This window comes from Rhizobium sp. BT04 (assembly GCF_030053135.1).
Classification (GTDB): domain Bacteria; phylum Pseudomonadota; class Alphaproteobacteria; order Rhizobiales; family Rhizobiaceae; genus Rhizobium; species Rhizobium binxianense.
This window is the reverse complement of record NZ_CP125649.1, coordinates 144,223-162,699: the sequence shown is the minus strand read 5'-3', so window position 1 is coordinate 162,699 and position 18,477 is coordinate 144,223. Positions and strand designations below refer to the sequence as shown.

At 58.3% G+C, this 18,477-nt stretch carries 22 protein-coding genes; 17 read left to right on the top strand and 5 right to left on the bottom strand.

The features are described from left to right. Positions 1 to 67 precede the first annotated feature (67 nt). From repC to repA, 3 genes are all read right to left on the bottom strand, one after another. The gene (gene repC, locus QMO82_RS03135; RefSeq protein ID WP_183906988.1) at positions 68 to 1,282 is read right to left on the bottom strand and encodes a plasmid replication protein RepC; all 1,215 of its coding nucleotides are present in this window, start codon (positions 1,280 to 1,282) and stop codon (positions 68 to 70) included. 182 nt (positions 1,283 to 1,464) lie between these two features. Beyond that, the gene (gene repB, locus QMO82_RS03130; protein WP_183906989.1) at positions 1,465 to 2,502 is read right to left on the bottom strand and encodes a plasmid partitioning protein RepB; all 1,038 of its coding nucleotides are present in this window, start codon (positions 2,500 to 2,502) and stop codon (positions 1,465 to 1,467) included. Next, positions 2,499 to 3,722 carry a plasmid partitioning protein RepA gene (gene repA, locus QMO82_RS03125; protein WP_040140230.1) on the bottom strand — a complete coding sequence of 408 codons (1,224 nt, stop codon included), beginning with the start codon at positions 3,720 to 3,722 and terminating at the stop codon, positions 2,499 to 2,501. The genes repB and repA overlap by 4 nt, the downstream gene beginning before the upstream one ends. Before the next feature lie 376 nt (positions 3,723 to 4,098). On the opposite strand from repA, the gene QMO82_RS03120 reads away from it, so the two are divergent. From QMO82_RS03120 to QMO82_RS03055, 14 genes are all read left to right on the top strand, one after another. Then, complete coding sequence (locus QMO82_RS03120) at positions 4,099 to 4,722, top strand: acyl-homoserine-lactone synthase (protein ID WP_183906990.1); 624 nt, start codon at positions 4,099 to 4,101, stop codon at positions 4,720 to 4,722. A gap of 10 nt (positions 4,723 to 4,732) precedes the next feature. Next, on the top strand, positions 4,733 to 5,710 hold the full coding sequence (gene trbB / locus QMO82_RS03115; RefSeq protein ID WP_183906991.1) for a P-type conjugative transfer ATPase TrbB: 978 nt from the start codon (positions 4,733 to 4,735) through the stop codon (positions 5,708 to 5,710). Continuing rightward, positions 5,700 to 6,080 carry a TrbC/VirB2 family protein gene (locus QMO82_RS03110; protein WP_183906992.1) on the top strand — a complete coding sequence of 127 codons (381 nt, stop codon included), beginning with the start codon at positions 5,700 to 5,702 and terminating at the stop codon, positions 6,078 to 6,080. Before trbB ends, QMO82_RS03110 begins: the two co-directional genes overlap by 11 nt. Further along, positions 6,073 to 6,372 (top strand): conjugal transfer protein TrbD, encoded by a 300-nt coding sequence (locus tag QMO82_RS03105; protein WP_183906993.1) that lies wholly within the window; start codon positions 6,073 to 6,075, stop codon positions 6,370 to 6,372. Before QMO82_RS03110 ends, QMO82_RS03105 begins: the two co-directional genes overlap by 8 nt. A 10-nt stretch (positions 6,373 to 6,382) precedes the next feature. Further along, positions 6,383 to 8,833, top strand: coding sequence for a conjugal transfer protein TrbE (locus QMO82_RS03100; RefSeq protein WP_183906994.1), 2,451 nt, complete (start codon positions 6,383 to 6,385; stop codon positions 8,831 to 8,833). After that, entirely contained in the window at positions 8,811 to 9,608 is a 798-nt protein-coding gene (trbJ, locus tag QMO82_RS03095; RefSeq protein WP_183907028.1) for a P-type conjugative transfer protein TrbJ, read from the top strand. The genes QMO82_RS03100 and trbJ overlap by 23 nt, the downstream gene beginning before the upstream one ends. After that, positions 9,605 to 9,805 carry an entry exclusion protein TrbK gene (gene trbK / locus QMO82_RS03090; RefSeq protein ID WP_183907029.1) on the top strand — a complete coding sequence of 67 codons (201 nt, stop codon included), beginning with the start codon at positions 9,605 to 9,607 and terminating at the stop codon, positions 9,803 to 9,805. Before trbJ ends, trbK begins: the two co-directional genes overlap by 4 nt. Further along, positions 9,799 to 10,980, top strand: a complete 1,182-nt coding sequence (trbL, locus tag QMO82_RS03085; protein ID WP_183906995.1) for a P-type conjugative transfer protein TrbL — start codon at positions 9,799 to 9,801, stop codon at positions 10,978 to 10,980. Before trbK ends, trbL begins: the two co-directional genes overlap by 7 nt. A 20-nt stretch (positions 10,981 to 11,000) precedes the next feature. Further along, a complete protein-coding gene (locus QMO82_RS03080; RefSeq protein WP_034523051.1) occupies positions 11,001 to 11,663 on the top strand; it encodes a conjugal transfer protein TrbF in 663 nt (220 codons plus the stop codon). Between the two features lie 17 nt (positions 11,664 to 11,680). Further along, positions 11,681 to 12,493: a P-type conjugative transfer protein TrbG gene (gene trbG / locus QMO82_RS03075; protein WP_183906996.1), complete on the top strand. Its 813-nt coding sequence runs from the start codon at positions 11,681 to 11,683 to the stop codon at positions 12,491 to 12,493. A gap of 2 nt (positions 12,494 to 12,495) precedes the next feature. Then, a complete protein-coding gene (gene trbH, locus QMO82_RS03070) occupies positions 12,496 to 12,939 on the top strand; it encodes a conjugal transfer protein TrbH (RefSeq protein WP_183906997.1) in 444 nt (147 codons plus the stop codon). Positions 12,940 to 12,950: 11 nt separating this feature from the next. Beyond that, complete coding sequence (trbI, locus tag QMO82_RS03065) at positions 12,951 to 14,246, top strand: IncP-type conjugal transfer protein TrbI (protein ID WP_183906998.1); 1,296 nt, start codon at positions 12,951 to 12,953, stop codon at positions 14,244 to 14,246. Positions 14,247 to 14,427: 181 nt separating this feature from the next. Next, complete coding sequence (locus QMO82_RS03060) at positions 14,428 to 15,168, top strand: LuxR family transcriptional regulator (RefSeq protein ID WP_183907030.1); 741 nt, start codon at positions 14,428 to 14,430, stop codon at positions 15,166 to 15,168. Positions 15,169 to 15,247: 79 nt separating this feature from the next. Then, positions 15,248 to 15,952, top strand: coding sequence for an autoinducer binding domain-containing protein (locus QMO82_RS03055; RefSeq protein WP_183906999.1), 705 nt, complete (start codon positions 15,248 to 15,250; stop codon positions 15,950 to 15,952). A 3-nt stretch (positions 15,953 to 15,955) separates the two neighbouring features. On the opposite strand, the gene QMO82_RS03050 is transcribed toward QMO82_RS03055, so the two are convergent. Beyond that, complete coding sequence (locus QMO82_RS03050; protein ID WP_183907000.1) at positions 15,956 to 16,276, bottom strand: transcriptional repressor TraM; 321 nt, start codon at positions 16,274 to 16,276, stop codon at positions 15,956 to 15,958. A gap of 237 nt (positions 16,277 to 16,513) precedes the next feature. Between QMO82_RS03050 and QMO82_RS03045 the strand changes: the two genes are divergently transcribed. The 3 genes from QMO82_RS03045 (at position 16,514) to QMO82_RS03035 (ending at position 17,845) form a co-directional block, all read left to right on the top strand. Then, positions 16,514 to 16,735, top strand: coding sequence for a helix-turn-helix domain-containing protein (locus QMO82_RS03045; RefSeq protein WP_183907001.1), 222 nt, complete (start codon positions 16,514 to 16,516; stop codon positions 16,733 to 16,735). A 103-nt stretch (positions 16,736 to 16,838) separates the two neighbouring features. Next, positions 16,839 to 17,471, top strand: a complete 633-nt coding sequence (locus tag QMO82_RS03040) for a DUF433 domain-containing protein (protein ID WP_183907002.1) — start codon at positions 16,839 to 16,841, stop codon at positions 17,469 to 17,471. After that, on the top strand, positions 17,468 to 17,845 hold the full coding sequence (locus tag QMO82_RS03035) for a DUF5615 family PIN-like protein (RefSeq protein WP_183907003.1): 378 nt from the start codon (positions 17,468 to 17,470) through the stop codon (positions 17,843 to 17,845). Before QMO82_RS03040 ends, QMO82_RS03035 begins: the two co-directional genes overlap by 4 nt. Before the next feature lie 16 nt (positions 17,846 to 17,861). Here QMO82_RS03035 and QMO82_RS03030 read toward each other — a convergent pair whose 3' ends face one another. Further along, positions 17,862 to 18,470 carry a TraH family protein gene (locus QMO82_RS03030; RefSeq protein ID WP_183907004.1) on the bottom strand — a complete coding sequence of 203 codons (609 nt, stop codon included), beginning with the start codon at positions 18,468 to 18,470 and terminating at the stop codon, positions 17,862 to 17,864. Between the last annotated feature and the right edge of the window lie 7 nt (positions 18,471 to 18,477).

Sequence of the window (18,477 nt, the reverse complement as noted above, 5' to 3'; positions counted from 1 at the left end):
GCTCTGCTTAGAAAACCCTGCCACCTGTCAGGGTTTTGTGACCTGCTGGAAATTTCTCACCCTTATTTCATCCCGCCTTAAGCCCGCTATCGCTGGCCGCTTTCAGGAGCGCCATCAGCATCGGTCCGAGGGAAAATTCGCCCCGTGCCGCTTTGCGTGTGAGATCTCGGAGATATCCCCCCGGCGAGTTGATGTGCCCTGCCCGTTCGAGGATGCAAGCAATCGCCGTCGCCGCGTTTTCCGACCCCATCACGTCGCAGGCCTCTTGATAAGCCGATGGGCTGACGCCCAGCATCGATCGGGTGACCACCGCTGCACTCATCATTTCGCGCCAACTGCCGATCGTACCGCCCGGCCCATACATCGCGATCTCGGGGCAAGCCCGCATCACCATGCCAAGCGGAAAATTCCTGATTGGCTCCCTCGTTGGCCGATCATCGTCCACTCCCTTTGCGCCCTGCTCATTTCTAGAGCTAGGTTCAAATTCATTGCAGGATTCGGTATTTGAATTCTGTATGTGATGCTCATTATGATCAGCATTGGTGCTGATATTTTCGTCTTTTTGCTGCGTTTCAAGGATGTTGATGACCTCCTGCCGCAGGAGCTCCATCTCATCCAAGATTGAATTCACGTCGCTAAGCGTCGGAGAGCGCGGAATCCTGCCCACGACACCGATGTAGATCGCTTCGATGCTTTCCCAGTTGCCCGACGCACCTTCCTCGATCGCGGCAGAAATGAGCTTACGAACGTCGCGCCGGCATATCGTCAGATTTTCCTTCGCACGCCGGAGCGCAAAACGATCGGCAACGACCTGCTGCGCCATCATGGCGAGCTCATCCACCCGCAGGAGCAGCGGTGACAGGTCAAAGCCAAATGCACTATCGATCGCACCCGCTTTGTCCTTCCGGGCGTAACGCTTTCCGTTCGCGCTGTCCTTCCGCACGATCAGTCCGGCCTCGACAAGAAGAGCCAGATGTCTGCGAAGTGTAGCGCCGGCGATACCGTGCGCCCGAAGCGTCAATTGTGCATTGGACGGAAAAACGATGAGCTGCGCATCCTGGCGCAATTCGTTGTCCGGATAAAAGCTCAGGAGTGCGTCCAGGACAGCTAGGCTGCGATCCTGCAGCCCAAGCAATTCCCTCGCTTCGGAAGCATCCCTAAAGACCTTCCATTTGTCCGCCGTCTTGCCTGGCTTAATCTCGCGCGCCTCGATTTGCCGCCTTACCAAGGCAAGCGTCATCGGCCGCCGCCCAAAGGGCGTCGTCACACTTCCAATCTGCATTTTCTTCACCTTCAAAAAGGCAAAAGAAACCTATCCACCAAATTACGGTGCCAAAGACTCTTGACTGGGATTCGGGGAAATGCGATTCTCTAGTTGTCACACATTGAGAGAGGCTTCCACGACGGCAACGTTTGGGGGCCTTTTTCTTTTGCGGCGCTCCTTCTTCTAAGCCCTGACAGCTGTCAGGGTTTTTCGTTTTCTCGCAGGCTGGCAAAGCGCTCAGTCAGCGCTGGGACCTCAGCCTCAACAAACTTCAAAAACTCGATCCCGAGTGCGCCCTCCGCAGAAATTCGAACCTCTTTCGAGGAAATCGTTAGGGCGCCGAGCTTCGTTCCACTGTTATCCGTAATCGGGGTTGGCTTCCGACGGCCAGTCGATGCTGGCTTAAGGGCATTTAAAGCACGCTGAAACCTCTGATCGGAGGTCTCAACTGCACTGCCTTTTCTATCCAGCGCCGCCCGTACGGCGTCCAGCGTTCCCGGGTCGCCCGCTACCGTCTTGGCAAGATCGAGCCAGCGTGGCCGCCCAATCTTTGGCGCCCGCCCAATGGCCTCGATGATATCCGCCGGAACGACCCTGTAGACATTCCGCATCCGTGCGAGTTCTGCGTCTTCGATCGAGAGCGCCGCATAGATGTGCCGAGGCTTGATCCCCGCCTCATCCATCCGTGCTGCAAATAGCGCCCGCTCTATCCAGGTGAGGTCTTGACGCCCTGCGTTTTCGATACCTTGTGCGAGAACTAGGTCGAGGTCGGAAATCTCGACTTCGAGAGCGCGAACAGGCCTCTTAAGCTGCATGGCAGCGAGCCAGCGTCGATGCCCGTAGACGATCTGATAGCGACCTGGCGACGAGGGGTGTTTGCGGACTTGGACCGGAACCTTTTGCCCCTCAGTCTCGATCGACCGCTTGAACACCTCGAAGGTCGTTGCGTCATCGTCCGGCAGCCTGTCCGGATAAGGGGAGGGGTCGATGAGTGACGGATCCAACTCGCGAACCGCACCACCGCCCGACTCAACGATAGCCTTCAAGCGATCTCGCTCGGTTCGAATGTCATCGATCGCTCGATGAGCAGCACCGATCACACCTGCTCCGACACGATTGCCCGGAACCGGGGCAGGGGTCTGCGACGGCTGCTGTTGATCCGCAGCCTGATCACTCTCCAGCTCAGCAGAAAGCAACCCGAAGCTGGCGACAATCGACTTGCGAGGAGATTTACTCATGTTCGCCCCCAGCTGTCATTGACGAGGCGAACTATCGCCTCGTTCACAGCATCTACTGCCTCGCGGGCACGCTTATGAGTATCGCGCCCGATCTGCCCCAATTCGAGCTCGTATACCGAACGTTTCGCCAAACCAGCTGCCTCAACCGCGGTGCTTTCAATGGCGGTTGGCAATAGTACATCGGAGCCGAACAGGTGCCGAAGCATCGCAACGACTTGCGACTGCGGCGCGTCATTTGTGTCGTGCCGCGTGACCAGATACCGAATGAAGTCCTGGTCCAGCTGAGCGCCGCTCTCGTTCAAAACACTAATCAGATCGCCCATCATGAGAAGAAACTGGCTCATTGACGCGACGTCCAGCATGGCCGGGTGGACCGTGATGATCATGCTAGTCGCGGCGTATATCGCGCTCAACGTCAGAAAGCCGAGCGACGGCGGAGTGTCGAGAATCACGATGTCGTAGTCAGCCTCGACTTCCGAAAGGGCGAGTTTCAGCCGCTCAAAGAAGATCGCGCCGGAGCTGGACTTGTTCGCCAAGATCCGTGGTGTTTCGTGCTCATACTCCATGACTTCAAGATTGCCAGGAATGAGGTCAATGCCGTCGAAATATGTCTTACGAATTATCTCGCGGATTGGACGACGTTCGGCTTCGTCGTAACGCAAAGCGGCATAGATCGTTTCATTCGAGCCGACGTCAACTTCCGGCTGGGCACCGAACAAAGCGGACAAGGATGCCTGCGGGTCCAGGTCGAGTGCGAGGACGCGATACCCATGAAGGGCGAGATAGTGGGCAAGGTGGACGCAGGTTGTCGTCTTCGCGCTGCCGCCCTTGAAGTTGGCTATCGCAAGAACCTGGAGGTGCTCGCCGGCACGCCGACGAGGAAGGAATCGCAAGGCGTCTGCAGGTTTCTGCATCGCGAACAATTCACGCAGTTCATTAATCTGGGCCAGAGTGTACACGCGATGGTTATTTTCCAGCCTGCTGGGAACCGGTCCACGCCCTTCGGTGGACATGAGCTTCAGGGTGGAATCGGGTATAGACGTCAGCTTCGACACTTCGTTGGTCAGAAAGGGACGCAGGGTCTTTTCTGACTTTGGCGGATACATACGAGTTCTGAGCTGCTGCAATTGCCCGGACAAGAGCCCGGCATGGCGCATGATTTTGCTGCCGGCATCTTCCTTCGAGCCAACAACTGCTTCTACTCGGTTTGCTATCGCCATCTGTCCCTCTTGGCGGCTTCCTACCGGTTTACCGGCCATTGCCCGCCAAAGATAGAACACGATTCTCCGAACTGGTCCAGAAGTTTAGGGTTAACGAAAGGTTAACGACCGGGGACAATCTCCACGAAACTATTCGGATTTTTGCTTTTCCGCTCCGAGAGTTAGGCTCCGCTCTACGGCTCCATGATCCCGGATTGTTCTCCTGTGAATCCTACAAATCCGAACAGTATCACAGCAGGCAGATTTGGAAGTTCTGTAGCACCACAACCTTCATGAACCGCGACTCACCTCGCAACGCGCATGTTGAATCCTACAACTGCCCCTCGATTCCAATCTGTGCTGATTTGCCCGCCGAACAACAACGACGGAGAAATTCATGCAGGCTCTCGCGCTCTCAACGCCACGGACGATCCAAGAAGCGCATCTCCTACACATCCACTACCAGCTGCGTGCGCGGGTGTTTTCCGATCGCCTGGGTTGGAAAGTCGACGTAACCGCGGGGTGCGAGTCTGATGGTTTCGACGCGCTTCGGCCGACCTATGTATTCGCCATCGCCGAGACCGGCCAACTGGCAGGGTGCGCGAGGCTCCTACCTACCCTTGGTCCAACCATGGTGGCCGACGTTTTCCCGTCGCTTCTCCCCGACGGTCAACTCAACGGTCATGCCGCGATGGTCGAGAGTTCCCGCTTCTGCGTCGACACGGCTCTCGCTGAGGGGAGGGAGAACGGCTCGGTCCACGAGGCTACACTGACCATGTTCGCCGGCATCATCGAATGGTGCATGGCGAATGGCTATACCGAGATTGTGACGGTGACCGATCTTCGATTCGAGCGGATCCTTGCTCGCGTCGGATGGCCGCTGCAGCGCTTGGGCGAACCCAAGAAGATCGGCGTGACGATGGCCGTAGCGGGCACTCTGCCCGCCGATGCGGACACGTTCCTCAGGCTCCGCCCCTCCAACTTCCGTTCTGAACTCACCACTGTCAGCCAGGCAGCGTAAGGAGAAATCCGTGAACCAGCTTCGCTCTCACCCCCGTCTTGTCCGTAAACTTCAGGAGGCGCTCGGTGATCAGCTTTGCGTTGCCCTGGACGACGCGACTGTCGTCGAGATCATGCTCAATCCGGACGGAAAGTTGTTCATCGAACGCCTCGGTCACGGCGTTGCGCCCGCCGGCGAGATGTCGTCTGCTGCCGCTGAGATGGTGATCGGTACCGTGGCCCATGCGCTCCAATCCGAAGTGGACACGGAACAGCCGATCATCTCCGGCGAGCTCCCGATCGGCGGCCACCGTTTCGAGGGACTGTTGCCCCCCGTCGTCGCCAAGCCTGCCTTCACGATTCGGCGCCGGGCATCACGTCTCATTCCGCTCGAAGATTATGTCCGCACCGGCGTGATGACAGAATACCAGGCGTCGACGATTCGCAGCGCGATCTCCGCGAGGCTAAACATCGTCATTTCCGGGGGAACGGGCTCGGGCAAGACGACTCTTGCGAACGCGGTGATCGACGAGATCGTCAAATCTGCGCCGGAGGATCGTCTCGTTATTCTTGAGGATACTGCGGAAATCCAATGCGCGGCCGAAAACGCCGTTCTCCTTCATACCAGCGATACAATCGACATGGCGCGGCTCTTGAAGAGCACCATGCGGCTGCGTCCCGACCGGATCGTCGTCGGCGAAGTCCGCGACGGCGCGGCCCTGACATTGCTCAAGGCCTGGAACACCGGTCACCCGGGCGGCGTGGCGACCATTCACTCAAACACCGCCATGTCGGCGCTTCGCCGTCTTGAGCAGCTTACGGCAGAGGCCAGCCAGCAGCCGATGCACGAGGTGATCGGAGAGGCCGTCGACCTGGTCATTTCGATTGAGCGGACGCCGCGTGGGCGGCTTGTTCGCGACATCATTCAAGTCGAGCGGTTCATCAACGGACAATACGAGATCGAATCCGATCAGCTCACCGAAGAACAGGAGGCGCGCCATGTCGCGTAAGCATACCCTCATCGCCTCCGCGCTCGTGGCGGGGCCCATCGTTCTTGCCTCTGTCGCGCCGGCGCTCGCCAGTTCCGGCGGCAGCCTCCCATGGGAAGGACCGCTGCAGCAGATTCAGGAGTCGATAACCGGCCCGGTCGCGGGTGCGATCGCGCTTGCAGCCGTGGCCATTGCCGGCGGCATGCTCATCTTCGGCGGGGAGCTCAACGATTTCGCGCGGCGACTTGTGTACGTCGTTCTCGTCGCCGGCATCCTGCTCGGCGCCACCAGCATCGTCGGCCTGTTCGGAGCGACCGGCGCTTCGATCGGGCTGACGGACGATCAGATCACGATTGTTTCGAACGGAGGAGGGGAGGGCGATCATGGTTGAGTCCCTTTCCGGCCTGCGGCGCAACCGAATCCACCGCGCGCTTTCGCGCCCGAACCTACTGATGGGCGCCGACCGGGAGCTGGTGCTGATCACGGGTCTTGCAGCGGTGATCCTGATCTTCGTCGTCCTCACTGTTTATTCGGCGCTCTTCGGCGTCGCTGTATGGGTCGTGATCGTCGGGCTGCTCAGGATGATGGCGAAGTCCGACCCGCTGATGCGGCAAGTCTATATCAGGCACATTTCCTACAAGCCCTACTACAAGGCGACCACTTCGCCGTGGCGACGGTATTGAGGAGACGGCCATGGTAGCTCTCAAACGCTTCCGGGTGACCGGCCCATCCTTCGCCGATCTCGTTCCCTATGCCGGCCTCGTCGACAATGGTGTCCTCCTGTTGAAGGACGGAAGCCTGATGGCCGGCTGGTATTTCGCTGGCCCGGACTCCGAAAGCGCGACCGACCTCGAGCGCAACGAGCTGTCGAGGCAGATCAATGCCGTTCTGTCGCGGCTCGGAAGCGGGTGGATGATCCAGGTCGAGGCCATCCGCATTCCGACGGTCAACTATCCCACAGAAGACCGTTGCCATTTCCCGGACCCGGTGACCCGCGCGATCGATGCCGAGCGTCGGGCGCATTTCGCACGCGAGCAGGGGCATTTCGAGAGCAAGCATGCGCTGATCCTGACCTACCGGCCGCTCGAGTCCAAGAAGACTGCTCTCAGCAAATACATCTATTCGGATGAGGAAAGCCGGAAAAAATCCTACGCGGATACGGTGCTCTTCGTGTTCAAGAACGCGGTGCGAGAGCTTGAGCAGTATTTTGCCAACACTCTTTCGATCCGGCGAATGGAAACCCGCGAAACGGTCGAAAGGGGAGGGGAGCGAATTGCGCGATATGACGAGTTGCTTCAGTTCGCCCGATTCTGCACCACCGGCGAAAGCCATCCAATCCGGCTTCCGGATGTTCCGATGTACCTTGATTGGATCGCCACCGCGGAGCTTGAGCACGGACTGACGCCAAAGGTCGAAAACCGTTTCCTCGGCATCGTTGCGATCGATGGCCTGCCGGCCGAAAGCTGCCCAGGGATCCTGAATAGTCTTGATTTAATGCCGCTAACCTATCGATGGTCATCGCGCTTCATTTTCCTTGATGCCGAGGAAGCACGGCAGAAGCTCGAACGCACACGCAAGAAATGGCAGCAGAAGGTCCGGCCGTTCTTCGACCAGATATTCCAGACACAAAGTCGATCCGTCGACCAGGACGCGATGACCATGGTGGCCGAGACTGAGGATGCGATCGCGCAGGCGTCGTCGCAGCTGGTTGCCTATGGCTATTACACACCGGTCGTCGTGTTGTTCGACAGTGATCGCGAGGCGCTGCAGGAGAAAGCGGAAGCGGTCCGCCGGCTGATCCAGGCGGAAGGTTTCGGCGCGCGAATCGAAACGCTCAACGCCACCGACGCCTATCTCGGTAGCTTGCCGGGCAACTGGTATTGCAACATCCGCGAGCCGCTGATCAACACCAGCAATCTCGCCGACCTGATTCCTCTGAACTCGGTCTGGTCCGGAAATCCGGTTGCGCCATGCCCATTTTATCCGCCGAATTCCCCGCCTTTGATGCAGGTTGCGAGCGGCTCGACAGCGTTTCGCCTGAACCTGCACGTCGATGATGTCGGCCACACGCTGATCTTTGGTCCAACGGGGTCGGGCAAGTCGACGCTGCTTGCACTGATCGCCGCACAGTTTCGCCGGTATGATAATGCGCAGATCTTCGCCTTTGACAAAGGCAGTTCGCTTCTACCCCTGACGCTCGCTGCTGACGGCGATCACTATGAGATCGGCGGCGACAATGTGGAAGGGGGCAGGGCGTTGTCCTTTTGCCCATTGTCCGAACTCAGCAGTGATGCCGACCGGGCGTGGGCGACGGAATGGATCGAGATGTTGGTCGGTCTGCAGGGCGTCACGATCACCCCCGATCATCGTAACGCCATCTCTCGGCAGATCGGACTGATGGCGAACGCCTCTGGTCGGTCGCTCTCGGATTTCGTCAGCGGCGTGCAACTGCGCGAGATCAAGGACGCACTGCATCACTACACCGTCGATGGCCCGATGGGCCAGCTCCTCGATGCGGAAGAGGATGGCCTCACGCTTGGTGCCTTCCAGACCTTCGAGATCGAGCAACTGATGAATATGGGCGAGCGTAACCTCGTGCCAGTGCTGACCTACCTGTTCCGCCGGATCGAGAAGCGGCTGGATGGGTCGCCGAGCCTGATCGTGCTTGACGAGGCGTGGCTAATGCTCGGCCACCCTGTGTTCCGCGACAAAATTCGCGAGTGGCTGAAGGTGCTGCGCAAGGCGAACTGCGCTGTCGTCCTTGCGACCCAATCGATCTCCGATGCCGAACGGTCCGGCATTATCGACGTGCTGAAGGAATCTTGCGCCACCAAGATTTGCCTTCCGAATGGCGCTGCTCGCGAGTCGGGGACGCGAGAATTCTACGAGCGAATAGGCTTCAACGAGCGGCAGATCGAGATCGTCGCTACCGCCATGCCGAAGCGCGAATACTACGTCGCCACGCCAGAAGGCCGGCGGCTCTTCGACATGTCGCTTGGGGCCGTCGCGCTGAGCTTTGTCGGGGCGTCGGGCAAAGAGGACCTCAAACGCATCCGGGGACTGAAATCCGAACATGGCCGCGACTGGCCGATCCACTGGCTTGAAACGAGAGGGGTTCACGATGCCGCATCGCTACTCAAATAGATGGTTTGCTTGCCTAGCGACCGCCACGCTCACGATCGTAACCGCAGGTTCGGTGCAAGCCGGTACAGCCACCGGCGCTGCGACGGAATGGACGCAGCTCGCCAACAATGCGCAGCTCGTGGATCTCATGAAAAGCTCCGGCATCCAGGTCGACAATCAGCTGACCCAGATCAGCCAGCTTGCAGAGCAGATCCAGAACCAGCTGAAGATCTACGAGAACATGCTGCAAAACACTGCGCAACTTCCTGACCATGTCTGGGGGAAGGTCGAAAGCGATCTCAACCAGCTGCGCAGTATCGTTGACCAGGGACAGAGCATCGCGTTTTCGATGGGGAATGCGGACGACGTTCTTCAGCAGCGCTTTCAGAGTTATGCCGATCTCAAGACCAACTTGCCTGACAACGCAACGTTCTCCTCGACCTACCAGTCCTGGTCGAACACCAACCGTGACACCATCGCCAGCTCGTTGAAGGCGGCGAGCCTCACGGCCGACCAGTTCGATAGCGAGGAAGATACGATGTCCTCGCTGCGGTCGATGTCCGAAACGGCTGACGGACAGATGAAGGCTTTGCAGGTCGGCCACGAGATCGCCGCTCAGCAAGTCTCGCAAATGCAGAAGCTTCGCGGTCTCGTCTCCCAACAGATGACAATGATGGGAACCTGGCTTCAGACGGAACAGACCGACAAGGACCTGGCGCAGGCGCGGCGGGAAAAGTTCTTCAACGCTGAGGTCAAGAGCGTTCCGGAAGGCCAGAAAATGGAACCGCGATGGTGAGCCGCTCCGTCCTGATTGCCTTGCTGTTGGCTATCGCCGCTGCATCGTCTGCAGCGACAGTGCTGATCGTCAATTCGCGAAACACAGGAGTACCTGCGCTCACCGAGGAGCAGCGCGCAGTCCGGGAAAATTTCTTCGGCTCCGACAAGGAGCTGCCGCCGATCAAGGAAGGTCAGGAGATGCGCCCGAGATGGTGAAGGTGACTGTCGCACGCTCGTTCCTGATTACAGGTCTCTTCTTCGTCGCCTATGCTGTTCCCGCATTCGCTCAAGAGGGACAGGTCCTCACAGAGCTGGAAAACCAGGTCTCGTCTGCTGCGAAGGGGTGGGAAACCACCATCATGGACGCGGCGAAGTCCCTATTCTGGATTCTCGCGACGATCGAGATCGGTATTGCGGCCGTCTGGCTGGCGATCCAGTCAGCCTCGCTGGACAGCTGGTTCGCCGAACTGGTGCGGCGGATCATGTTTGTCGGGTTCTTCGCATTCGTTCTGACCCAAGGTCCGACCTTTGCGCGAGCGGTGGTCGACAGCCTTTTCCAGATTGGCGCCGGCGGCGGTTCAGCGTCGCCTGCTGAAGTGTTCGACGCCGGTATCCGCGTCGCCTCTCAGATGTCGGAGCAGGCACAGTTCGGGGTGTTCGAAGACAATGCGCTCGCGATTGCCGCCGTTCTCGCCATGGGCATCGTTGTCATTTCCTTCTCGCTGGTCGCAGCGATTTTCGTGTCGGTGATGGTTGAGATGTATGTCGGCTTGCTCGCCGGCATGATCATGCTTGGCCTGGGCGGTTCGTCCTTCACGAAAGACTTTGCTGTTCGCTACCTCGTCTATGCATTCGGCGTCGGCATGAAGCTCATGGCCTTGGTGATGATCGCCAAGATCGGATCGCAGGTCCTCTTGGGCCTGGCCAATGCCCCGACCGCATCGTCGGATCAGTTCGTTACGACCTTGGCCATCGCCGGTATTTCCGTCGTGGTCTTCATCATCGCCATGTATGTCCCGAATATAATCCAGGGCGTTGTCCAGGGCGCCTCGGTTTCCGGAGGAATGGAAGCGATCCGCCACGGCGGGCAAGGGGCATCATTCGCCGCCGGCGCTGGCTTCCTCGCTGCCGGCGCCGCCGGCGCGGGCTTCGCGGCGGCTCAAGCCGCACGAACTGGCGGTTCATCCGTTGCAGGTGCCGCTCTTCGCGGCATTGGCGCGAGCTTCAGTTCCGGCGCGCAAGCAGCCGGATCGGCGGCGAAGGAAAAGGCAATCGGCTCTCCCGGCGCCTACGCTGGGTCCATTCTCGGACTGGCCAATGCGAAGCTCGATGAACAGCGCGGCGGTCATAGCGGACCGAAGCCTCCTCCCGAACGCAACGACAAACCATAATCGAGACAAGGGAAGAATAAATGGCAGCGAACCGCGCCCCGGAAAACCCGTACCTTGCCGCCCGCCAGGAATGGAGCGAACGTTATGGCTCCTATGTGAAGGCCGCCGCCGCATGGCGCATTGTCGGTGTCCTCGGCCTGGTCATGGCCGTCATCGGTTTCAGCTACGCGATGTATCTAAGCACGCAAGTGAGGCTCGTGCCTTACATCGTCGAGGTCGACAAGCTCGGAACTGCGGTCACGGCAGGTTTCCCCGAGCAGATCGAGTATGCCGATGTCCGCGTGGTGCGCGCCACGCTCGGTAACTTCGTCACGAGCTTTCGCTCGATCACGCCGGATGCGGTGGTGCAGAAGCAATATATCGATCGCACCTACGCCCTTCTTCGCACGTCCGATCCGTCGACCGAGAAGGTCAACGCCTGGTTTCGGGGCAATTCTCCATTCGAGAAGGCGAAGTCTTCGACAGTTGCCATCGAGGTCAACAACATCGTTGCGCTGTCGAACCAGACCTATCAGATCGACTGGACGGAATACGAGCGGGACCGCAAGGGCAAGGAAACCGGCACACGCCGTTTCCGCGGGATCGCAACGGTGACGCTCACCGCGCCACAGGATGAGGCGACGATCCGCCTCAATCCGATCGGCCTCTACGTCCGGGATTTTGACTGGACGGCACAGCTTTAAGGGCAGGGATTCTTTCAATGAAAAAAACGGGACTAATCGCAGCCGCCGGCTGCATGGCAGGACTCTTGCTTGCGGCGGGCGCGCAGGCGCAAAGCATGACGAGCAACGAGGTGAGAGGAACAAATCTTTCCAGAAAGTGGCGCGGCACACCAGGGCTGGTCACGACAGGTCCGGACGGAAAGGTCATCTTTCTGTTCGGCGAGACCCAGCCGTCCGTGGTCTGCTCTCCTCTACAGGTCTGCGACATCGAACTTCAGGGTGGCGAGATCGTTCGCGACGTCCTCGTTGGCGACACCGTGCGCTGGAAGGTAGAGCCGGCCACTTCGGGGGCCACAGGCGGACAGGCGATCCATCTCATAGTCAAACCGTCGGAGCCAGGCCTTCTCACCTCAATGGTCGTGACGACATCACGGCGCACCTATCATATCCAGCTCAAGTCCCATCCGAGCCAGTACATGGCGCGCATTGGTTTCGAATATCCGGAAGACGTGTCGACCAAGCTCGCCGACATCAACGCCCGGCTCGAAACGGGCGACATTCCGGGCACGGCGCCGGACAAGCTGAATTTTTCCTATTCGATCAGCGGCGGTGCTCCGTGGAAACCGAAGCGGGTCTATTCGGACGGGGTGAAGACCTACATTCAGTTCCCGAAGTCGATCTCCGGCCAGGACGCGCCGGTGCTCTTCGTCGTCTCCGGCGGTCAAAATCGCATCGTCAATTACCGGATGAAGAACGACATGATGACTGTCGACTATGCGATCGACAAGGCGATCCTCGTATCCGGTGTCGGTTGGCGGCAGCAGAAGGTCACGATTCGGCGGGGAGGCTGACCATGCTGAGGCTTCTCGCGTTTTTCATCGCGGTCGCGCTGCTCTCCGGCTGCCAAACGGCGGACGACGCACTGACCACCAGTTCCACGCCTACGGCCGTCACCGGACCGGCTGCAAGCGCCATCGCCGGCGACATGGCAAGTCGTCTGGCTGAACAGATCGGCCCGGCCGGTGCTACGACCACGATCAAAATGGAGACGGACACATCGGAGTTCGCATCCGCCCTCGAGGCGGCCCTGAAGGGGTGGGGCTACACGGTCGTCACCGATGGCAAGATCGCCAAAGACGTCAGGCCGGTCGATCTTGCCTATGCTATCGAGGGCCTCGACGGACAGGTGCTGGTGCAGGTCTCGACGCCTTCCATCACTCTTGGCCGCGCTTACGCGCCGACGGCGGCAGGCGCGACGCCGGCCAGTCCCCTTTCGATCATGCAGCGAAAAAATTGACGGAGATTAACATGGTCCAGTCGCTCCAGCTTGGCACCTCCAGCCAAGCCGACGATCAGCAGGGCATGCGCCGGCTCAACCGCCTGCCTATCATCGTCGCAATCATTGTCATCGTGCTGTTCGTCGGCGTCGTTGTGATTGGTCTGTCGCTGCGCGGGCTTTCCTTCAATCTTGGCGACATCGAGGGTGCTTCCAACACCCCTGCGACCAGTTTCGGCGACCAGCTTAAGCGGGGTGTCACGGACGGCATTATCGGTGACCCAGAAAAGCAGGAGGTGTTTCAGCCGACACCCGTCGTCATGGAGAAAGAAGAAAAGCACGAGCCGGTCGTCGAGCGCCGACCGGAAGAGCGACAAGATCGTCGACAAAGGCTCGAATCCGAAGAGGAGTGGAAGGCTCGCCTGAAACGGGAGCAGGATGAGCAATATATGCGCGAGGCGCAGCGGCAGCGGATGGCGCGTCTCCAGGCTCGTTCCACGGCGCTCGATTCACCGCTAAAGGTAGACATTTCCGATGTCGAGAAGGCAGCAAACTCCAACAATAACGCCGATCGTCAGCCGACAAATCTCGCAGCCAACAGCACTTCAGACCTTTATGCCGCCGCCATGAAATCCGGACTGATGGGACAAAACGTCGATCAGAACGGGCAGACGTCGAAAGAGGATTTCTTCAATCAGGACATCAAGGATCTCGGTTACCTGCCGGACCATGTGGTGCCCCAAATGTCGCCTTATGAATTGAAGCGCGGTTCGGTCATCCCGGCGACATTGATCACCGGTCTCAATTCCGACCTGCCAGGGCGCATTACCGCTCAGGTCAGCCAGAATGTCTACGACAGCGCAACCGGCTATCGTCTTCTCATCCCGCAAGGCGCAAAGCTCTTCGGCCGCTACGATTCCAAGGTGTCCTTCGGCCAGGAACGCGTTCTCGTCGTCTGGACGGACCTCATTTTTCCGAACGGGTCAACCCTTCAGATCGGCGGCATGGCCGGCACGGACGCCGAAGGATATGGCGCCTTCCAGGACAAGGTCGACCGCCACCTCTGGAGGACCTTCGGTTCCGCCGCCCTGGTGGCCATCATTGGGACGGGGATCGATATGTCGATGCCCGAAAGTTCGACCCTTGCGACGCAGGACACGGCCTCAGATGCAGCGAGGCGGAATTTCGCGGAAAGCTTCGGTCGCGTCGCGGAACAGACGATCTCGAAGAACCTGAATGTTCAGCCGACGGTCCGGATTCGGCCGGGATATAAATTCAACGTACTCGTTGATCAGGACATTATTTTTCCTTCGAGCTACCGGCAGTAGCGTTTTCGAGCAAGCAATTTTTTCACTGGTTGGATGGCTCCAAGTCGATTGAAGAATACATCCGGCGATGGATGAGGCCTTAGATAAAGTCAAAAATCGCTCCCGGGGGTTGTATTTTGAGCAAGCTTTACGATTTTATGATAGACCTTCAGCAAAAATTATCGTTCTACGGAAAGAAAGCATGCACGAAAATCAGCACTCGCCTAGCTACTTAGGAGCGTTTAGCGCGATCAAAAATGCAACGACGGTGGCGGCCGCGTTGGACGAATTCCAGCAGCATTATCCGGTGGATTTCATCACGTTTCATTTTGCGAGAACAATTGTCGACAGCGTCGACGCGCCGTTTGTTAGAACCACTTATCCCGACAGCTGGGTCTCGCGCTACTTGCTCAACGACTATGTCAACATCGACCCAATCATTCGAGAGGGCTTTTCTCGTCAGCTGCCTTTTGATTGGCGTGAGATTGATATTCCTGAAACCGCGCACGAGTTTATGGTAGATGCCGAACTGCACGGAATTGGGAGCAACGGCTTATCGATCCCGATCGTCGACAAATCACGCCGATCACTCCTTTCGATCAATTCCCAAAAGAGTGATGAAGAATGGACTTCGATCGAACAGCGGTTCCTATCGGAGTGGCAGGAGCTAGGGTTTCTTCTGCACCGCAAAGCAGTTTTCGAACTTCATGGTGAAAACGATCCCGTTCCGACGCTTGGAACAAGGGAAATAGAATGCCTCCATTGGGCATCGCGCGGAAAAGACAGCAAGGATATCGGGACAATCCTGGGACTGTCTGAACATACCACGCGGGGATATCTGAAATCGGCACGCTATAAGCTGGGTTGCCCCACATTGTCAGCCGCCATAGCCCATGCAGTACACCTGAACCTTATCACTCCTCATCTGGGTACCCCAACCTAGGGGTATCAGTCCGGGGGATTTATCTCCGCGCATTCCCGCTGCATGTTCGGACAGCCCGACGAACAGAGGGAGAGTGGGATTGAACGACGCGTTGAGGAATTTGATCGATACGATAGAGGCGTCGCAAGATGAGGTAGCGATCAAAACAGCGTTGCGTAACTACGGCAATGCATTCGGGCTTGAGCGATATGCTTATGTCGACGCGTCAGGCACCGAAATTCGCACCTTCAACAACTATCCAAAAGAATGGCAAGAAACATATTTAGCCAATCATTATTCACGCATCGATCCAGTCGTTACTGAAGCCAGGCGCCGACGCGAGGCCTTTGTCTGGGCCGCAGATGATTGGCCGGCTCGAGGCATGTCCCAACTTCGAAAGTTCCGAGATCAGGCGTTCGATCACGGGATCCGTCGCGGCGTCACGATCGGGCTGGACGGCAGTTTCGGTTCACACATGATGCTGACGTTTGCAACCTCGGAGGCACGAACAGATTTCGATGAATTGCAGCAAACACTTCCAGCTCTGCAGGCTTTGATGGCCATTCACTACCAATTGAGATTCATCGCTGCGAAGATGCGCCTCGCCCCAAAGCGAACGCTGTCACCGCGTGAAGTGATGTGCCTTATGTGGGCGACGAAGGGAAAGACCGCACCCGAGACAGCGGTGCTCACCGGCATCAATGCTAGAACCGTGCAGCACTATCTCGACAAGGCTCGTGAAAAATTTGACGCCCAGTCTGTGCCGCAACTCGTTGCCATTGCCAAGGATCGCGGCCTCGTCTGACGTTTATTCGTCACCCTCCAGTGGCACGTCGGGAACGTACCCGAGTGCCTCCAGGATTTCAGAGAGCTCTTCCTGCTGCGTCTCAGACTTCCTTTGGCGCGCGATGTATTCGTCTTGAAGGGTTTGAAGCACCGAACCGGTGATCGACGGATCATCGCTGGCGAGCGCCCACTCGTCATACACGGCCTGGTCGGCTGCGAGCAGCCGGCGGTGCTCGCGGATCGCGGAAACAGCCAGCACCTCTAATTCCGATTTTTGCATCGAACTGTAGCGAGAATCTCTTCCTATTCCTTCGTCTGCCCCGGATGAGCTGGCGTCCTTCATCCTTGTCTCCCCTTTCATTTTACGGCCGCAAGCACGCGGCTTCGTTCGCGTCGCATACGCCGCAATTAGACACCAGATTACCGCAGGATGGCATTGAGTTGAAACATGCGGGTTCACCCTTCCGCTCGAAGAGAAGGTTCCATAATCCGCGGCATCCTCTTGATTCGTGTAACGGAATCGCTTTTTGTAGAGAATACTCCGTGGTGAAATACTCTACAAGCCGATGCTCTCTCGAGCATGGAGATTCGAGAGGTATTTGCACGAAATCTGAAAGCCGCGCGCCGGGCCAAAGGCCTGTCGCAAGAAGAGCTTGCTTTTCGAGCAGGTATCGACCGCACCTACATCAGCTCCCTGGAGCGTAGCGTTTACAATGCGAGCATCGACGTGGTGGATCGCTTGGGAGCGATCCTGGACGTAGAAGCGTCTGATTTGCTGAAACGGTCGCCGGAGAAGAAGTGAAACCACCTTGCTAGCCTCTAAGAGCGGCAAGATCGAAAATAGTTTGGCCGATCTTTACGAAAGACGTCACCAGCATTATATATTCTCCACAAGGAGAATGATTATGGCCAGCACATCGCACGCCTACACACCCGCCGAGGCTGCGGCTGTCAGCGAGATCGCTGTGAAATCGGTTCACAATGCGATCGACAAGCGCATCATCGAGATGCATCTAGTTGGTAGCAGGGGTCGAGCACTCACCGATGAGGATCTGCTTCGGTTGAAGCTCTGGTACGGCGTCGGATCGATCTTGTCTGCCGAGCGCCGCAAGCGCTTATTCGATACGATCGACCAGAACCCCGACGCCGAAACCGTTAGGGCAGACGACTATCTCATTATCGACGTTGCGCGGGCACGAGAACAACTCGCCGCGCGGGCCGAGGCGCTTCGAGAAGCCGAACGAATAATTGAAAGCGTAAAAGGGGTCGTTGGCGGCGAGCCGGTTTTCAAGCGAACCCGTGTTCCCGTGCGAACGATTGCCGCGATGAAGACGCAAGGCGCAAGTACAGCGGAAATCGTCGAGGGCTATCCTTCGCTCACCGAGCGCATGGTGGAACTTGCCGAGATCTGGGTTGCGGCCCATCCCGCCAGAGGACGTCCGCGGAAGCTTTCGGAGCAGGGCCTGAAGGTGAAATCCGTGAAGCGCCTGAGCCTTCGGAACGAGAACGTCTCCAAACCCTCTGGCTCGACCTCGTGAAGTTTCTTATCGATGAATGCCTTCACACGTCTCTCGTGGCCGTGGCGCAAGCGCACGACCACGAATGCTTCCATGTGAACTGGCTGGGACTGAGCGGCGAAACCGACTGGGATCTGATGCCTCGGATCATCGAGCAAGATTTCACCTTCGTGACGAACAATGCCCGCGACTTCAGGAAGCTCTACGCAAGAGAAGATCTACATGCGGGCCTGGTCGTTATCGTCCCACAGGTGCTGCCTGCGCTGCAACGCCATTTGTTTGCGCTCATACTGCAGGATTTGGCCGAGGCACGGGATATTGTCAACGAAGTCATCGAAGTGACCCTCGATGGAGAGGACGCGGTTCTCACGCGCTATTCGCTTCCGGAGGCATAGTCGCCTTCCCACGAGATCATTTTCCTCCGATCCTCGACAGGTCGATCCGCATCTCCGCCGAGCCAGCGTTGCGGCTTTCCTCAGACCGCTCAGGCTGCGAATCCTCATGATCCTCACCGTTGGCGACATCCTCATTGACGGCTGGCGCGCTGGCGGCCGTCACGTGACCGCCCGGATCAGGCGCCTGAAACACGCTCACGCCCTCGAACTCTCCTGTCTTCCAGGCGTAGACCGCGTCCTCGAAAATCTGGGGGAAGACGTCGCTCTTCGGATTGCCGTACCACTTGGCAACAATCCGCAGAACCTTGGCGAACATCGCCGTACCCTTGCGGAGGTTTTCGCAAGGATCGACAACATCGGGGTTCATATGGGCCGCGTCCTTCACGCCGACGCCTGCCGGAAACTGCGTCAGGCCGACACGAACCACGGCCTGGCCGACATACTGCCGGACGATCGCCATCGCCTCGTCCGGCGATGGCGCCTTGGGGACGAGGATCAAGCGGCCACCCGATTTGACAGTGACGGCAAGTGGGTCATTCGAGCCCGCAGCGGTCACGAACTGCTCGACGATCGCGGGCTTCAGCGAATGGTCGGCGCATTGTTGAATAAGGGCAGCATCGAGCATTGCGGGC

Bases quoted from the DNA above. Each gene is read 5' to 3' on its own strand.
- QMO82_RS03045 (WP_183907001.1), top strand. From the start codon at position 16,514: ATGGAGATTCGAGAGGTATTTGCACGAAATCTGAAAGCCGCGCGCCGG.
- trbH (WP_183906997.1), top strand. From the start codon at position 12,496: ATGCTGAGGCTTCTCGCGTTTTTCATCGCGGTCGCGCTGCTCTCCGGC.
- repA (WP_040140230.1), bottom strand. From the start codon at position 3,722: ATGGCGATAGCAAACCGAGTAGAAGCAGTTGTTGGCTCGAAGGAAGAT.
- QMO82_RS03080 (WP_034523051.1), top strand. From the start codon at position 11,001: ATGGCAGCGAACCGCGCCCCGGAAAACCCGTACCTTGCCGCCCGCCAG.
- QMO82_RS03110 (WP_183906992.1), top strand. From the start codon at position 5,700: ATGTCGCGTAAGCATACCCTCATCGCCTCCGCGCTCGTGGCGGGGCCC.
- QMO82_RS03060 (WP_183907030.1), top strand. From the start codon at position 14,428: ATGCACGAAAATCAGCACTCGCCTAGCTACTTAGGAGCGTTTAGCGCG.
- QMO82_RS03040 (WP_183907002.1), top strand. From the start codon at position 16,839: ATGGCCAGCACATCGCACGCCTACACACCCGCCGAGGCTGCGGCTGTC.
- QMO82_RS03100 (WP_183906994.1), top strand. From the start codon at position 6,383: ATGGTAGCTCTCAAACGCTTCCGGGTGACCGGCCCATCCTTCGCCGAT.
- trbL (WP_183906995.1), top strand. From the start codon at position 9,799: ATGGTGAAGGTGACTGTCGCACGCTCGTTCCTGATTACAGGTCTCTTC.
- QMO82_RS03050 (WP_183907000.1), bottom strand. From the start codon at position 16,276: ATGAAGGACGCCAGCTCATCCGGGGCAGACGAAGGAATAGGAAGAGAT.
- QMO82_RS03105 (WP_183906993.1), top strand. From the start codon at position 6,073: ATGGTTGAGTCCCTTTCCGGCCTGCGGCGCAACCGAATCCACCGCGCG.
- trbJ (WP_183907028.1), top strand. From the start codon at position 8,811: ATGCCGCATCGCTACTCAAATAGATGGTTTGCTTGCCTAGCGACCGCC.
- repC (WP_183906988.1), bottom strand. From the start codon at position 1,282: ATGCAGATTGGAAGTGTGACGACGCCCTTTGGGCGGCGGCCGATGACG.
- QMO82_RS03120 (WP_183906990.1), top strand. From the start codon at position 4,099: ATGCAGGCTCTCGCGCTCTCAACGCCACGGACGATCCAAGAAGCGCAT.
- QMO82_RS03030 (WP_183907004.1), bottom strand. From the start codon at position 18,470: ATGCTCGATGCTGCCCTTATTCAACAATGCGCCGACCATTCGCTGAAG.
- trbI (WP_183906998.1), top strand. From the start codon at position 12,951: ATGGTCCAGTCGCTCCAGCTTGGCACCTCCAGCCAAGCCGACGATCAG.
- trbG (WP_183906996.1), top strand. From the start codon at position 11,681: ATGAAAAAAACGGGACTAATCGCAGCCGCCGGCTGCATGGCAGGACTC.
- repB (WP_183906989.1), bottom strand. From the start codon at position 2,502: ATGAGTAAATCTCCTCGCAAGTCGATTGTCGCCAGCTTCGGGTTGCTT.